Origin of the sequence: Sulfitobacter faviae (genome assembly GCF_029870955.1) — a bacterium.
Taxonomy (GTDB): domain Bacteria; phylum Pseudomonadota; class Alphaproteobacteria; order Rhodobacterales; family Rhodobacteraceae; genus Sulfitobacter; species Sulfitobacter faviae.
On sequence record NZ_PGFQ01000005.1, the window covers coordinates 1 to 14,414 of the forward strand.

The 14,414-nt window shown below is 59.7% G+C and carries 14 protein-coding genes and 3 pseudogenes; 7 read left to right on the forward strand and 10 right to left on the reverse strand.

Annotated features, from left to right (window positions below; all coding sequences use genetic code 11):
• On the reverse strand, positions 1-305 hold a 305-nt coding region (locus tag CUR85_RS18680; protein WP_280323132.1), incomplete at its 3' end, for a MarR family transcriptional regulator.
• A gap of 243 nt (positions 306-548) precedes the next feature.
• Here CUR85_RS18680 and CUR85_RS20460 point away from each other — a divergent pair.
• The 4 genes and pseudogenes from CUR85_RS20460 to CUR85_RS18700 all read left to right on the forward strand — a co-directional run bounded on the left by CUR85_RS20460 (position 549) and on the right by CUR85_RS18700 (position 4,687).
• Positions 549-2,276: a cytochrome c peroxidase gene (locus CUR85_RS20460; protein ID WP_280323133.1), complete on the forward strand. Its 1,728-nt coding sequence runs from the start codon at positions 549-551 to the stop codon at positions 2,274-2,276.
• Positions 2,276-3,151: a phosphate/phosphite/phosphonate ABC transporter substrate-binding protein gene (locus CUR85_RS18690; RefSeq protein ID WP_067264393.1), complete on the forward strand. Its 876-nt coding sequence runs from the start codon at positions 2,276-2,278 to the stop codon at positions 3,149-3,151. The genes CUR85_RS20460 and CUR85_RS18690 overlap by 1 nt, the downstream gene beginning before the upstream one ends.
• 2 nt (positions 3,152-3,153) lie before the next feature.
• A complete protein-coding gene (locus CUR85_RS18695) occupies positions 3,154-3,930 on the forward strand; it encodes a phosphonate ABC transporter ATP-binding protein (protein WP_280323207.1) in 777 nt (258 codons plus the stop codon).
• Between the two features lie 269 nt (positions 3,931-4,199).
• Positions 4,200-4,687 (forward strand): annotated as a pseudogene (locus CUR85_RS18700) (PhnE/PtxC family ABC transporter permease).
• A 3-nt stretch (positions 4,688-4,690) separates the two neighbouring features.
• On the opposite strand, the gene CUR85_RS18705 reads toward CUR85_RS18700, so the two are convergent.
• The 6 genes and pseudogenes from CUR85_RS18705 to CUR85_RS18735 form a co-directional block, all read right to left on the reverse strand.
• A complete protein-coding gene (locus tag CUR85_RS18705; protein ID WP_067264398.1) occupies positions 4,691-5,200 on the reverse strand; it encodes a L,D-transpeptidase family protein in 510 nt (169 codons plus the stop codon).
• 66 nt (positions 5,201-5,266) lie between these two features.
• Entirely contained in the window at positions 5,267-5,560 is a 294-nt protein-coding gene (locus CUR85_RS20675; RefSeq protein WP_280323134.1) for a hypothetical protein, read from the reverse strand.
• Complete coding sequence (locus CUR85_RS20680; RefSeq protein WP_280323136.1) at positions 5,560-6,429, reverse strand: heavy metal translocating P-type ATPase; 870 nt, start codon at positions 6,427-6,429, stop codon at positions 5,560-5,562. Before CUR85_RS20680 ends, CUR85_RS20675 begins: the two co-directional genes overlap by 1 nt.
• Positions 6,405-7,661: pseudogene (locus CUR85_RS20685) on the reverse strand (heavy metal translocating P-type ATPase); the annotation flags it as partial. The pseudogene CUR85_RS20685 and the gene CUR85_RS20680, both read right to left, overlap by 25 nt.
• Positions 7,662-8,178: 517 nt before the next feature.
• A pseudogene (locus tag CUR85_RS18730) lies at positions 8,179-8,832 on the reverse strand (L,D-transpeptidase); the annotation flags it as partial.
• A gap of 405 nt (positions 8,833-9,237) precedes the next feature.
• The gene (locus CUR85_RS18735; RefSeq protein WP_231886347.1) at positions 9,238-9,567 is read right to left on the reverse strand and encodes an ArsR/SmtB family transcription factor; all 330 of its coding nucleotides are present in this window, start codon (positions 9,565-9,567) and stop codon (positions 9,238-9,240) included.
• 72 nt (positions 9,568-9,639) lie between these two features.
• Here CUR85_RS18735 and CUR85_RS18740 point away from each other — a divergent pair, with 72 nt between their 5' ends.
• From CUR85_RS18740 to CUR85_RS18750, 3 genes are all read left to right on the forward strand, one after another.
• Entirely contained in the window at positions 9,640-10,488 is an 849-nt protein-coding gene (locus tag CUR85_RS18740) for a cation efflux transmembrane domain-containing protein (RefSeq protein ID WP_067264414.1), read from the forward strand.
• The gene (gene lspA, locus CUR85_RS18745) at positions 10,485-10,985 is read left to right on the forward strand and encodes a signal peptidase II (RefSeq protein ID WP_035714444.1); all 501 of its coding nucleotides are present in this window, start codon (positions 10,485-10,487) and stop codon (positions 10,983-10,985) included. Before CUR85_RS18740 ends, lspA begins: the two co-directional genes overlap by 4 nt.
• Before the next feature lie 144 nt (positions 10,986-11,129).
• Positions 11,130-12,236: a cytochrome P450 gene (locus tag CUR85_RS18750; protein ID WP_280323137.1), complete on the forward strand. Its 1,107-nt coding sequence runs from the start codon at positions 11,130-11,132 to the stop codon at positions 12,234-12,236.
• Here the strand turns inward: CUR85_RS18750 and CUR85_RS18755 are convergent.
• The 3 genes from CUR85_RS18755 to CUR85_RS18765 form a co-directional block, all read right to left on the reverse strand.
• Positions 12,220-12,879, reverse strand: a complete 660-nt coding sequence (locus CUR85_RS18755) for a cation diffusion facilitator family transporter (RefSeq protein WP_280323138.1) — start codon at positions 12,877-12,879, stop codon at positions 12,220-12,222. The genes CUR85_RS18750 and CUR85_RS18755 overlap by 17 nt on opposite strands.
• 111 nt (positions 12,880-12,990) lie before the next feature.
• Entirely contained in the window at positions 12,991-13,605 is a 615-nt protein-coding gene (locus CUR85_RS18760; protein WP_067631010.1) for a class I SAM-dependent methyltransferase, read from the reverse strand.
• Between the two features lie 4 nt (positions 13,606-13,609).
• Positions 13,610-14,311, reverse strand: a complete 702-nt coding sequence (locus CUR85_RS18765) for a cytochrome c biogenesis CcdA family protein (protein ID WP_348348220.1) — start codon at positions 14,309-14,311, stop codon at positions 13,610-13,612.
• Positions 14,312-14,414: the final 103 nt, after the last annotated feature.

Genomic DNA, 14,414 nt, shown 5'->3' on the forward strand with positions numbered 1-14,414 from the left:
CTCGGCCAATTCTCGGCCGCATCGGTTAGAAATATTGCGCGGTAACGCTCCCGCCGCACCAAACCAGCAGCCTTGAGTCGGGAGATGTTCTTGGTCACTGTTGGAGATTTCACGCCAAGCCGCTCGGCGATTTCGACCGGCCTAGCCCCCCGCAACTCGATCAGCTCTGCGATCAGTTCCACATAATCCTCCGCCATTTCGCTTTCATGTGCTCGGCGCACAGTCGCGAAACCCTTAGCCTGCGCTTCGGGAGCTCTCTCGACAGTCTCGAACGCCTCGCGTTCGTATGATTGTAGCTTCGACATGTCCGGACATTGCAACGAATAACTAAAATTGACAATCTAATTAGCCTAGAATATCTAAGTTAGACGAGTCTAAGTTTTAGCGCTGGAGGCTATGGTGATAAAAAATCTTTCGAGGCTGCTGCTAACCGCTGCAAGCGCGGTCCTGCTGTCCGGACCCGGGGGGCGACGCCTGTCAAAGAGGCTCCGTGGCTTCCTGAGGCGGCAGCCTATCGGCTGACACTTTTTCTTGGGAATCTCGCGCCAGTGCCTTGGGACGACATCGAGACCGCTTGGACAGAACCTCACCGGGGTTCGGAATTCTCGACCGGCGCGTTGGAGTGGGTGGACCGCAAAAGCGGTATCAAGCCGGATGGTATCCTTGACGCCGTGGCACGTGAAGACCGGCAAGCAGTTTTCACAGAGGCCACTCGTCTTGTAGCGCTTAGGATCGAAGAGGAATTGGACCGGGCTCTCGCAGCCGAAGAACCTGCAAAGGCGCGCCAGGCTCTGCGAACGGCAGGCGAGCTCTACCGTGCGTTTGAGGATGGTATCGCGGCAGCCGACCCCGAAGCAGCAAGACGTATCGGCCTCGCTTGGCTGGAACTTAACAGCAGCACGGGGTCCGCTGGTCTTCTCGGCGCTGGCGCCTTTTCCGCGGATCGCGACACGCTGGGGGCCGCGCGCGCAGTCATTTCCAGCTATCTCGCGGAAAATTACCTCTTAGCCAACTATGCTCCACGTCAGACACTGAGTGCCCTGCCCGAAACCGCTGTGTTCAGCCGACGCACTATCGAGGTGCCGCCAAGCTTGCCGCCTGGCTCCGACATCTTCGATCAGGACCCGCTGCCATTGCTTGTCCTCAACTTCGAGGAACAAGGTATCGACGAGACCGATCTGCCCTTGGTGGCTTATGGCGACATGCTTTTCGACAGCCCGCAGATATTCGGAAATCCTGCGCGAAACCTCGGGATCGCCTGTTCGACCTGTCACAATCGCTCGGATGTGAACCAGCGCCTCTTCATCCCGGGCGCCAGCCACCAACCCGGTGCCATCGACGTCGATGGCGCGTTCTTTAATCCTATCTTCAACGACCGGCGCGACGACCCGATCGACATTCCGAGCCTGCGCGGGCTGCGCTTCACCGGGCCTTATGGTCGCGATGGGCGCTTTGCCTCTCTGCGCGACTTCAGCCGGAACGTGATCGTCAATGAATTTGGCGGCGCGGAGCCGACGCCCTTGATGCTCGACGCGCTGGTAGGATACATGCTCGAGTTCGACTTCCTACCAAACTCTAAGCTGAATGCGGATGGTACGCTGTCCGAGGCAAACCCGGACGCGGCGCACCGAGGCGAGGCTATTTTTAATCGGCCTTTCGCTGGGCTAGGCGATCGCTCCTGCGCTAGTTGCCACGTGCCTGACGCAAATTTCCTCGATCGGCAAGCCCATGACATTGGATCGGTCTCGCCGGCATATAGTGGCGCGCGCGCAGGCGCGCTGGATACGCCGTCCTTGCTGGGAACCGCATATACCGCCCCCTATTTTCACGACGGTTCGCTGTCGACGTTGGCCGCCGTTGTTGAGTGGTTCGATGAGACGAAATCGCTCGGGCTATCAGAGACGGAACGGACTGAACTGACCGCGTATCTGGAGACTGTAGGGTCGGCAGACGAGCCTTACGAGAAGTTCGACGCAGAGAACACCGCCTTTCGCCTGACATTTGCCGAATTGGCGACATTTGCATCGACGCTCGACACGCTTCTGCCCCGACGTGACGCAGAGCACATCCTGCTGCTGACCGATACTGTCGCTGCGGACCTCGCCGCAGACGCGAGCACCATGTCGAACCTGACCGCACGGCCCGAAGTCTATGCCTTGGCCGAGCGTCTTGCCGCAGTCGGCGATGCAGCCCGTGACGACGACTGGGAGGCCGCCGAAGCAAGTTGGACCGCGTTCAAGACCGAAGCCGACGCGATCGAAGAGAGGGCATTCTGATGGAATTCTACCTAACCCGCAGAAATATGCTGGCCTTGGCCAGTGCAGGCGCGATCTCGCTGGCCTCCCCGCTGATCGCACAAGACACTCCCTTGCGGCTTGCTTTCATTCCGCAGGAGAATCCCGACAAGCTCTTAGGCGACATTGAGGCCATCACAAGATGGCTATCCGAACAGATTGGCGTTCCCGTGGAAGGCTTCGTCACCATCGACCATGCTGCGGCTGTCGAGGCACTTCGCAACGGAGATGCAGACGTCTCCTTCATGGGCGCGTTGCCTTTCGTTCTGGCGGAGGCGGAAATTGGCGCGGTACCTCTCTTGTCTGAGGTCTACCGGGGCGCGTCAAGTTACACAGGACGCATTTTTGTCCGCCGCAACAGCGGTATCGATACGCTGGCAGACCTGCGCGGGCGCGATATCGCCTTTGCCGACCCGATCTCTGAATCAGGTTATCTTTATCCTCTTTCCGAATTCGTTAAGGCCGGGCTAATTGAGGGTCCTGGCGCAGCGGAGAAATTCTTCGGCCGCGTGTTCTTTGCGGGAGGCTACCAGCAAGCCATGCAGGCTATGGCCGAAGGTCTGGTCGATGCCGCCGGTGCCAGTCAGTATGCGGATTTGTTGTTGACCCCACAACAGCAGGCCGAGGTGACTTGGCTCGTAGAAAGCGCGCCGATTCCAAGTCACCTTGTGATCGCACGCCCAGAACTCGATGCCGCCCTGCAAGCCCGTTTTGTTGACGTCATGCTGAAGCTCAACGAACCGAAGCACCGCGACAAATTGAGCTATCTTTACGGACCAGATGGCTACGTCAGGGCAGACGGCACCGCGTATGAAGGCGTACGCGATATGGCAAAGAAATACGGGCTGTTACGATGAGCATGGCTATCGAAATAGACGATCTGAGTTATGTCCATAAGGGCGCACAGCTACCAGCGTTGGAACGAGTCTCATTTCGGCTCCCGGCGGGCGAGTGTGTCGCTTTACTGGGCCCATCCGGGGCGGGCAAAACGACGTTGCTGGCGCTGCTCGACGGTAGGATTCAGGGATGGCGCGGGCGCGTTTCTGTCTTGGGTGCGCCGCTCAATCCCGACCGCCCACCACCCCGAGCTCGCCGTCCTGATACCGGTTTCGTGTTTCAGGAATTCGCCCTCGTAGAACGCTCCACGGCACTACGCAACGTGCTCAACGGCCGCCTGGGGCGGATGTCACCTTTCCAAGCAGTACTGGGATCGCCAATGGCTCACGATCTCGATATTGCCCGCACAGCACTCGCCGATTGCGGCATCGCAGAACTCGCGGAACGCCGTGTCGACAGTCTCAGCGGAGGACAGCGACAGCGCGTGGCTATTGCGCGATGTCTGGCGCAGGAACCACGGCTGATCCTCGCCGACGAGCCAGTGAGCAACCTCGACCCCGCCCGCGCTGGAGAGGTTCTGGGGTTGATGACCAAGGCGGCGCGAGCGCGTGATGCAACAGCGCTATTCTCCTCGCACCAACCCGATCTGGCGCGGCGTTTTGCAGGGCGCATCATCGGCATACGAGAGGGGCGGATCGCGTTTAACGTGCCAACGTCCGAGTTGAAAGACGATGCGACTGCCGAACTCTATCGGGGGTCAGGACCGACGCCGGAACTCGGTCCCCGGGCGGTGTTATGATGGCCCCCCGCGACTTCGGCGGCTTCGTCACCAGTTCGCTGATCGCTATTGCCATCCTATGGTCCCTCGTCACAACCGATGTCGAGTTGTCGCGTCTTGCTTCGGCCGGTCCACGGATTACCGACTTTATCGGCCGGATGTTCCCGCCCGATCCGACAGTGATGACCGAGATCAAAAAAGGCAGCGCAGAGACACTAAGAATAGCAATCCTCGGCTCCCTCGGCGCAGTGCTGCTGTCGACCCCTCTGGCTATTCTCGCGTCCGAAACCATGGTTTCGCGTGCGGTGTTCGGGCCGGTCCGCGCGCTGCTGGCCTTTATCCGGGCGGTACCGCTGATCCTCGTGGCCATGCTCATGGTGGGCGCGGTCGGGCTCGGGCCGCTGCCCGGCATCATCGCAGTTGCCTTTCATGCCACTGGGATGCTCGCTAAATTCTATGCCGAGGCGATCGACGGCGTATCTCGCGCCCCATCGCAGCACTTGAAAGTGCAGGGGCTGGACCGCTCGTGCGGCTCAGACATGCGATTTGGCCACAGATGGCCCCAGTCATCGCCCGCGACACGATTTTCCGGTTCGAACTGAACCTGCGTGAGTCGTTGGTCCTCGGCATCGTCGGCGCGGGCGGGATCGGCTTTTACATCCAGACCTACATCCGCTCTTTTCAGTATGACAAGGCGGCCAGCGTCACGATTGCCGTCGTCGGCCTAGTCATCGTCATCGAGGCGATCAACATCACGCTGCGTCGTCGATTTACCTAACCATCAAGCATAAATGTCGATCGGTGTTCCATTTTTCACCATTGCGTAGATTTCCTCGATCTGACGGTCCGTTACGGCGATGCATCCTGCGGTCCAGTCACGCTTGTTCATCGGGTCGATCCCCTTGCGTGGCCCACCGTGAATAAAAATATCGCCACCCGGCGACTTTCCTTGGGACTCAGCAAAGGCAATATCCGCCGCGTTGGGATATGAGATGCCGATGGAGAGGTGGAAGAGGCTGTCCGGGTTGCGTCGGTCAATCACGTAGGTGCCTTCTGGCGTACGGCCGTCTCCCTCGAACTGTTTGTGACCCTGGGGCGCGAAGCCCAATCCGATGGGAAATGTACGCAAAACGCCAGCCTTCCCGTCAAGGACGAGCAACCGCTGTGCCTTGTACATGCGAAGACGGGTTACTTTGGGTCCGTTGTAGGTCCGGAACTTATCTGCACAGCCTGACAGGAAGGCAGCCAACCCACTTAGAATAAAGACCCGTCGTGGAAAATTGGTAGTCATTACTGCTTGATGCCCCTTTCGTGAGGTCTGATGTGTTTTAGGCGTTACTTAACCGCAAATGCCGGATCAATGACCGTGCGCCAGTGCTCCCTTTGCCATATTCTCGCCCACCGGTTCACCGCCCGAAGGCCCGCCCTTGATCTGATAGCCGTTCAAAAGCCGCAGTGCATTGGCGACCACCAACAGGGATACGCCCACATCCGCAGCGATGGCGCCCCACATAGAGGCCATGCCGAACGCGGTCAGCCCGACGAACAGCGCTTTGGTCGCCAACGATATACCAATATTCTGGTGGATGATCGACATGGTCCGGCGTGAATGACCAATAAGCCAGGGCACCTTGCCGATATCGTCAGTCATCAGCGCAATGTCGGCCGTCTCGATGGCCGCATCAGATCCGACAGCCCCATGGCAATGGCATAATGCGCCCGCGCCATGGCCGGTGCGTCGTTCACGCCGTCACCAATCATCGCCACCATGTCGTGGATTTCCACCAGTTCTTCGATTGCCGTCACCTTATCTTCTGGCAAAAGTTCGGCGCGCACTTCGTCGATCCCAACTTCGGCCGCGACGGCACGCGCGGTGCGTTCGTTGTCGCCCGTCAACATCACGATCGTCTCCACACCCTGCGCATACAACTTTTCAACGACCCCCTTAGCATCAGGGCGGATGCGGTCGCGCAGCTCTAGTATGCCGACCACGGCAGTCTCGTCACCCACTACAACTAAGGTGCTCCCTGCTCCTTCTATTCGATCTCTCAAATCTGTCGGAATGTGATTGCCAAACCCCTTCTCCTCAGCGAACCGATCCGAGCCGAGCCAGATTACACGCCCGTCGGCGCGCCCTTCCAGCCCGCGTCCAGGCACGGTGCGTGTATCCTCTGCAGCAGTTATGGAAACACCATCAGTTTGCGCGCGCGCGAGAATGGCCCGTGCCAGCGGGTGCGAAGACCGTGCCTCCAAACTCGCTGCCAGCGTTATGAGATCGCCCGCGGAGGCTTCGCCCAATGCGTGAACTGCTGCAACCTCGGGTTCGCCCATAGTGATCGTTCCCGTCTTATCCATCGCCAGCGCAGTGGTGCGACCTGGCGCCTCAACATAAGCGCCCCCTTGATAAGCACCCCTGCTCGCGCCGACGCGGTCAGCGCTGCCACGATCGAAACTGGTGTTGAGATGACAAGGGCACAGGGGCAGGCGATTACCAGCAGCACCAACGCATTGTAGAACCAATAGTCCCAGGCACCGCCCAGGAGGAGCGGCGGCACCAGCGCAAGGGCGACCGCCAGCGCCATCACTATGGGGGTGTAGATGCGTGCAAACTTCGCGACCCATTGCTCGACCGGGGCGCGACGGGCATGGGCATCGCCGACCATGCGAATGATTTTCGCGAGCACCGTGTCCGAGGCGGCCTTCGTAGCGCGCACCGTCAGTGTGCCCTCACCATTGATTGTGCCGGCATAAACCTCGTCGCCGAGTTCCTTCGGAACCAGTGCGCTTTCGCCAGTGATCGGGGCCTGGTCAACAGCCCCGGCCCCCTCTACGACCTCGCCATCAAGTGGGATGCGATCGCCGCCGCGCACGATGAAACGATCATCCACGGCAACTTCTGCCGCTGGAACATTCGCCTCGCTACCATCCGGCCGAATGATCCTGGCTGTCGGCGGTGCTAAATCCAGAAGGGCCGACACCGCATTGCGCGCCCGCCCCACACTCCAGCTCTCAAGGTAGAGCGACAGTGAAAAGAAAAACGCAACTGTCGCTGCCTCGAAGAATTCGCCCAGCCCGATAGCACCCGCCACGGCCACCACCATCAATAGATTCATGTCAGGGCTAATTCTGCGTGCTGAAGACCAGGCCTTTGGTGCAACGAGCCAGACGCCAAAAAGGATTGCGACGGCAAACAGCCCGGCTTCCGCGATGGGCATCGGCGCCGTGCCATGCCCTGCAAACAGACCAAGCGCACCACCCATGCCCGTTTCGACGATATGGTAGAGAAATCCTGCCGCCCAAAACCCGCCGCTCAGCGTGGTAAAACGCTTTTGACGTGCCAAATGCGCTGCCTGATTTTCGGCCGCGTTGTCGGCATCCCACGGTTTCGCGCTCATCCCCGTGCTCGCGACCAACTCAGCGACCTCATCATCTGAAATCTTATCCGCAGTATCCAGAATCGTCATTCGTCCATTAATGACATCAAACGCCAGATGCTCTGTCCCGCCAACTGTTGGACCGACAGCCCTATTCAGGATCGCCACCTCTTCGGCACAATCCAGACCAGAGACCTGGAAACTTCGTCCGGTCGCGGGGATGGGTTGTGCTGGTTCCGTGTCGGCTCCAGCACCGCAGCACGTACCACCTTCTCCATGAGAGTGGGAAACTCCTTTCGGATGCTCTTGATAATCACTGTGCTCGCGATCGCGGTCAGATTTGTGTTTGTGGTCGCGGCGGTGGTCATGGATAGACATAGATTGACCCTAGGATTAGATTGATTCAACTCTGACATAGCCCCTACAGTTACTAGAGGTTCAATAGAAAAATTGCGTTTCTTTTTATGAACTCTTTTGAAGATGCCGCGCTCCGACCGCCCCAGGGTGGTTCTTGTGGACCTGTGCCCGGTATGCAAGATTGTTGGTGAAAACCAAAGTAGGACAGGTCAGAGGACTGAATGCAAACACGACATATGATGATTGGAGCGGCCCTGCTGCTCGCAAGCGGATGTGCCGCACCAATGGCTAACTCCCGCGCGCCGGTAGACGCGGTTGGAAACCTTCCCGAACAAATCGTTAACCTAGCTGCACCTGGTCAGGACCTCACAACAGCTCGGCTTCGTTCCGAGGATGGGTGCTACTGGTATGAGCACAGCGGTCCAGTAGAAACGACACTGGTGCCGCTCCGCTCAATAGGTGGCAACCCGATCTGCACCACGCGCTCGGCGTGACTAATTGACCAGTGCAGACGGGTTGGGCGTAGATCACGTTCGCGGGTCACGCTTTCTTCTGCCGAATACAGGAACGCCGTCGAACCAGTTTTGACGTTCGGGTATAGATGGTTGATATGTGCCATGACCATGCGGACACACCCCGAACTCGCGCGCCCGCCGATGCTTCTTGGTTCGGGCGTCCCGTGAATGCGAAGATAGGTGTCTCGGTTGCCTTCAAAAAGGTAAAGCGCCCGCGAGCCAAGAGGGTTTTCTGGGCCAGGGTCAACACCGTCGGCAACCGGGCCATAGAGCTCGGGATCGCGTGCGATCATGTTTTGGGTCGGCGTCCAGTTTGGCCATTCCACTTTTCGCTGGATCGTATACGTGCCGGGCTCGTACAGGTTACCACGGGCGATCGCCACACCGTAACGCATCGCAGTTCCCCCTTCTTCGATGTGATAGATGTAGCGCGCTACGGCATCAACGTGGACGTCTCCCGGAACAAGCCCGTCCTTAGCGTCCACCCGCTGGGGCAAAAAGCGCGGGTGCAGGCCCCACGGGTTTGACGTAGTTGGATCAAAAGCGGGAGGTGTGACCTGCGCGTCCCAGGCGGCCTTCTCCTCCTTGGTGGGCCGGGTGGCTGCCAGTAGCGGGCCAGCGATTGGAGTAGAAAACAGCGCACCGCTGGTTTGGAGAAAATGTCGTCTTGTCAGCATCATTCTTATTCCTTCAACGTTAGGTAGGCAAACTAAGCTCAAACAAAACCGCTCTGCCGTTCATTAAGGAAAGCCTGAAGCAGTATGGCCTGTTTGAATCGAATGCCGTTCTTCGCCTGCGGTCCTAACTCCTAAAGCTACTATAGGTTCAAGAAAAATATTGAGGTCGAACCGGGGCTTTCGTGTTCTTACTTAGACAAGAACAGACCAGTCCGCCAGCAATTCGGTCGTGGCCCGTCACCGCAGGACTATCCGATATTCTGGGTGCGGGGCCGATGTTCGCCATTGGTTGAAAAAACCTTCGCGGTAACATCTCGACTGTGTCTCACGTCGAAAGAACTACATCTAAAGAACGACCAAACCGGAGCGATGTAACGACCTGGCCGAAGGCCGCGACATCTTGAATCACGTCTCGCGATAGTTGTCACAAGCCTCAACCCCTTCTGCGACGACATCAAGAAGAGCATCTACATCGCTCAATAGCGTTATGATACGTGAATTGCTGATACGGTAGCGAACAAACCGTCCATCTCGATCGCTGGCGACAAGCCCGCACTCCAGCAGGCATCGCAAATGATTGGAGATATTGGGCTGAGTTAGTCCCGTGTGCGCGACGAGCTCCTGAACGACGAACGGACTTTTTGCCAAGGCGTCCAAAATCGTCAAACGACTGGTATCTGCGAAGCCGCGAAGCAATTTCGCGCGCTGTTCAATAGTGGTGGTCTTGTTGTCCATAACGATTTGCGCCATATCATTTCTCGCTGATATATGGAATCTTCTATCCACTTTAGCAGGAAAGCCGCGATCATGGCCAACACAGACAACGAGATAGCAGATGCGCCATTGTTTCGATACCGGGTTTCCGGCATGGATTGCGCGAAGGATGCTGCACAGATCGAGCGGGCGGCACAGTCGGCCGGGGTAGCGCCCGGCGATGTGAAAGTGTCGGCCGCAACCCACATCATGACACTGGCTGCACCCGAAGGGCGCCTGCCGGACATCGAAAAGGCCGTTGCGGTGACTGGTTACAGCTTCGACCGGATCGAGGACAATGCAGACATTCCGCCAAATCCGGCCCATCAGGACCCGGCCTACCGCCGTGCCCTCTGGATCGTCGTGATCCTGAACGTGGGATACGGGGTCCTCGAAATGATCGGCGGTTTCATTTCCGGATCGCAGGCCGTGAAGGCCGATGCGCTCGATTTCATCGGCGATGGCGCGATCACCTTCCTCGGCCTGCTGGCCATCGGCTGGAGCCTCGCTTGGCGGGCACGGTCGGCTCTGATCCAAGGCATCTTCCTCGGGCTCCTCGGTCTTGGCGTCCTCGGCACAACCATCGTTCGGGTCTTCGAACAGACGACGCCGGATGCAGGTCTCATGGGCCTGCTCGGTATGATCGCCCTTGTCGTGAACGTCGTCTCCGTTCTGCCGCTGCTGCGATTCCGCAAGGGCGACGCGAACATGCGGGCTGTCTGGCTGTTCTCGCGCAACGACGCTATCGGCAATGCGGCGGTCGTCATCGCCGCCGGTCTCGTGGCGTGGCTGGGCAGCGCGTGGCCCGACCTTATCGTCGCCTTCGGTATCGCCGGACTGTTCCTGCACTCCGCTTGGGCCATCATCCGCGACGCGCGGGGCGATCTGAAGGCGACGGCATGAACGGTCGCGTTCTCGGTGGGCTCTGCGCAATCGCAGCGCTCGGTCTCGATCAGGGCACCAAGGCGCTCGCCCTGACCACACCGGCGCTCGAGAGCGGGGTCGAGGTTTTACCCTTTCTTAACCTCGTGCGGGTTCTGAACGATGGGGTCAGCTTCGGTATGCTCGGCGGGTTCGTACCGTGGTGGGGTCTCATCGCGCTTGCTGGCGTGATCGTGGCATGGCTATTGATCTGGTTATGGCGCGCGCCGGACAGGCTGACAGCTGCCGCTCTCGGTCTGATCATCGGCGGCGCACTCGGCAATATTCTTGACCGCGTACGCTATCAGGCCGTTCCTGACTTTCTCGACTTCCATTACGGATCATACCACTGGCCGTCCTTCAATCTCGCGGACGTAACGATTTTCTGCGGTGCGGCCCTGCTGTTCTGGGACAGCTTCCGCTCTGCGAAGGACAAGCCTGGTCAGAGTGAACGCAAGGAAAACACAACGGGGGTGTAACCCATGTTCGGCATACCATCTGCGAAAGGCTTTGACAGCACACTGGCCCTGCTGCGCAACCCATATGGGTTCATCTCGGAGACCTGCCGCGCACTCGACACAGACCTGTTCGAAACCCGCATCCTCCTTCAAGAGACGATCTGCATGACCGGCGCGGCGGCAGCGAAAGTTTTCTATTCCGAGGATAAACTGATCCGCGCGGGCTCGATGCCGGGCCGCATACAGAAGACCCTGCTGGGCGAAGGCGGCGTTCAGGGATTGGACGGCGCTGCCCACCAGCACCGCAAGAAGATGTTCATGTCACTCATGGGGACCGAGCGGATCGCCGCGCTTCAGGGCACGTCGCTTCACATGTTGGACAAATATGCGCCGGACTGGGAGGCGAGGAACGAGGTCGTCCTCTATGACGAAGTGCGCGAAATGCTCACAAGAGCTGTTTGCGCCTGGGCCAGGGTGCCGCTTGATGAAGCTGAGGTGGCGACCCGAACGGCGCAGCTTACAGCGCTTTTTCAGGACGCCGGTGCCATTGGCCCGAAACATTGGGCCGCGCGACTGGCGCGCCACCGCCTGGAAAAATGGGCAGCACGGATGATCCAACAGGTCCGCGATGGCGAGCTTCAGCCGACGCAGGAAAGCGCCCTTCATTTCATCGCGACATGGCGCGATCTCGATGGGGAGTTGTTGACCCCCAGGGTGGCCGCCGTAGAGCTGTTGAATGTCCTGCGCCCGACCGTCGCGGTATCCGTGTTCATAGTTCAGGCGGCGCATGCTTTACATCGGCATCCCGAGTGGCGGCAAAAGCTGAAGGACGACGAGGGACAGCTCGAACCTTTCGTGCAAGAGGTCCGCCGTCTGTATCCGTTCTTTCCCGCGGTTGCGGCACGGGTGAAGAGCGATTTCGAGTGGCGCGGACATCGCTTTCCCAAAGGGTACAGGGTTCTGCTCGACCTCTACGGCACGAATACCGACGCTCGTTCGTGGGACGCGCCGCAAGAGTTCCGGCCCGAGCGGTTTCACGATCGGGAGGTCACTCCCTACGAGTTCATTCCGCAGGGCGGTGGCGATCACCACAGGAACCACCGTTGTCCGGGCGAGTGGATCGCGATCAGCCAGATGAAGGCGTTTTGCAGTTTCTTCGTGAACGCCATCGACTACGAAGTGCCGGATCAGGATCTGGATCTGGAAACCGGAGAACTGCCGCCCATGCCCAAATCTCGGTTCATCATGCGTAACGTCAGGCCTCGGCAGTAGCTTCGCCCTCGTCCGGATCGACCGACCGCGCATCCTTCGTGGCCTCGAACGCCTCCCATGCAACGTAGGGCACGATCAGAAGCGCCGCCACCGGGTCGGCCCACCACCAGCCCATCCATTGCGTCAGACCGATCCCGGCCAACACCACGATCGTCTGATACTGGCAGATCATGGTGTCCTTGGCATTGTACTTCAGGGCGGGCGCATCGAGCCGCTTGCCGTAGCGATACTTGCCCCAGGCGAGGAACGGGTTGGCCACGAGCGAAGCACCCAGAATCGCGATACCCCACCAGTTGAAGCCCGGCGCCTTCTGCGAAATGAAGGCGGAGACCGCCTCGTAGAGGATCGCCGCGACGACGATCCAGAAGGCACAGGCAACCACGTAGAGCGCGACCTTCTTGCGGTGCAGGACCGTGCGCTTGTCGGCACCGTCCACCTCACTCTTCAAGCGCCAGATCAGAGTCGCAGCCGAGGTGGCCTCGACCGTACTGTCGAGGCCCCAACTCACCAGCGCTGCGCTGCCGGTCAGAAGTCCCACGGTGACGGATACGACGACCTCGATGATGTTGTAGACGAGGCTGGCGATCTCGACCCGGATGCCGCGCGTCAGATTGGCCTGCCGGTTATCTTGATGACTGCTCATAACATCTCATCACCGCAAAATTTTCGGCGAAAGTTCGAGGCGAGAATTGGCTACCTTGCCATCAGTTGCGCCACGGATCGAAAGCCGAGATTGTCCTGTTTCCAAGCTTCCTCAGTAGAGGCGAGCTTGTCCCTCATACATGAAAACCAAGGGCTTCGGACCTGTCGCGTAACCGGTGTTGAGCCGCTCCATGCGGAAGCCGCTTGTCTCGATCAAGTCGGCCGTCGGGCGGTCAAGATGGCAGTTCCCGGCGCAGTGTTTCCAGACAGGCGTCAGCCAGCGTTGCCAGCGCCGGATACGGGGTCCGGGCGCCAGGCCATGCTCGACGAAGCGGAAGACGCCATCCGGCTTGAGAACGCGCCGGATCTCGGCGAGAGCCTTCTCCGGTTCCGAAACGCTGCAGAGTGTCCAGGTGGCGACGACGCAATCGACGCTGCGATCTTCGAGCGGCAATGCTTCGGCCACGCCCTCGATCATCTCGGCCGCGGGCATCAGTCCATGGGAGGTTTGCGCGGCCCGAGAGAGGAGTTCGGGCGACGGATCAATACCGATGATCTGGCGCACGGCCTCGGGGTAGAGCGCAATGTTCAGGCCCGAGCCGATTCCGATCTCCAGCACACGCCCATGCAGGCCGGAGATGGCGCGGCGCCGGTAGGGAAGAAGTTGATCCTGGCCCATCGCCAGATGCGTCAGCCGAGGGAGGATATGTTTCTCGTACAGTCGCATCTGTTCACCCGATCCGCGCAAGGACAGGGAAGGTGTCCAGCAGCCAGTAGGCCAGTGCGCTCAACCGCCCGGTCATCATCGCCAGGCCCATCAGGATCATGACGCCGCCCGCAGCCTGATGCAGGCGGCGACCCCAACGACCGATGCCGCGCAGCCTGCCGGCAATACTGTCGGTGAACCCCGCGACGACCAGAAACGGGATCCCAAGGCCGGCCGAGTAGACGGCAAGCAATGCGACGCCCTCGCCAATCGTCGCGCTTGTCGCGCTGGCGGTTAGGATGGCACCGAGGATCGGCCCGATGCACGGTGTCCAGCCGAAACCGAAGGCGAGTCCGAGCACGTAGGAGGCGACCGGTTGCCCGCCCGGCAGGTCGAGATGGAAACGCAGGTCGCGCTCCATGGCCGACAGGCGCGCTGCCCCGATCATGAACAGACCGAACAGGATCACGATCGCGCCGCCGACGAGGTTGAGTTCGTAGCGCCACTGCAGCAGCGTCTGACCGAGCGCGGTGGCAGAGGCCCCAAGCGCGATGAATATCGTGGAGAAGCCAAGGACGAAACAGAAGCTGAGCCAGACGGCCCGCCCCTTCGAAGGCGCTGCACTGCCGGTGACCGTACGTCCGGCAACGTAGGATACGTAGCCGGGCACGAGCGGCAGCACGCAGGGCGACAGAAAGGAAACGGCACCGGCCAGCAATGCCGCCATTAGTCCAAGAACGGAAAGTTCAATCAAATCCACATCTCCAAACTGATCGGTAGACCGCCACCACGTGTGCGCACGGAGCGGAACGGCTGGCGCGGTCGTCGTG

What these genes read in the sequence shown, in the direction of transcription:
- CUR85_RS18690 (WP_067264393.1), top strand. Translation starts at nt 2,276, where the DNA reads ATGGAATTCTACCTAACCCGCAGAAATATGCTGGCCTTGGCCAGTGCA.
- CUR85_RS18695 (WP_280323207.1), top strand. Translation starts at nt 3,154, where the DNA reads ATGGCTATCGAAATAGACGATCTGAGTTATGTCCATAAGGGCGCACAG.
- CUR85_RS18705 (WP_067264398.1), bottom strand. Translation starts at nt 5,200, where the DNA reads ATGACTACCAATTTTCCACGACGGGTCTTTATTCTAAGTGGGTTGGCT.
- CUR85_RS20675 (WP_280323134.1), bottom strand. Translation starts at nt 5,560, where the DNA reads ATGACTGACGATATCGGCAAGGTGCCCTGGCTTATTGGTCATTCACGC.
- CUR85_RS18735 (WP_231886347.1), bottom strand. Translation starts at nt 9,567, where the DNA reads ATGGACAACAAGACCACCACTATTGAACAGCGCGCGAAATTGCTTCGC.
- CUR85_RS18740 (WP_067264414.1), top strand. Translation starts at nt 9,640, where the DNA reads ATGGCCAACACAGACAACGAGATAGCAGATGCGCCATTGTTTCGATAC.
- lspA (WP_035714444.1), top strand. Translation starts at nt 10,485, where the DNA reads ATGAACGGTCGCGTTCTCGGTGGGCTCTGCGCAATCGCAGCGCTCGGT.
- CUR85_RS18750 (WP_280323137.1), top strand. Translation starts at nt 11,130, where the DNA reads ATGACCGGCGCGGCGGCAGCGAAAGTTTTCTATTCCGAGGATAAACTG.
- CUR85_RS18755 (WP_280323138.1), bottom strand. Translation starts at nt 12,879, where the DNA reads ATGAGCAGTCATCAAGATAACCGGCAGGCCAATCTGACGCGCGGCATC.
- CUR85_RS18760 (WP_067631010.1), bottom strand. Translation starts at nt 13,605, where the DNA reads ATGCGACTGTACGAGAAACATATCCTCCCTCGGCTGACGCATCTGGCG.
- CUR85_RS18765 (WP_348348220.1), bottom strand. Translation starts at nt 14,311, where the DNA reads ATGGCGGCATTGCTGGCCGGTGCCGTTTCCTTTCTGTCGCCCTGCGTG.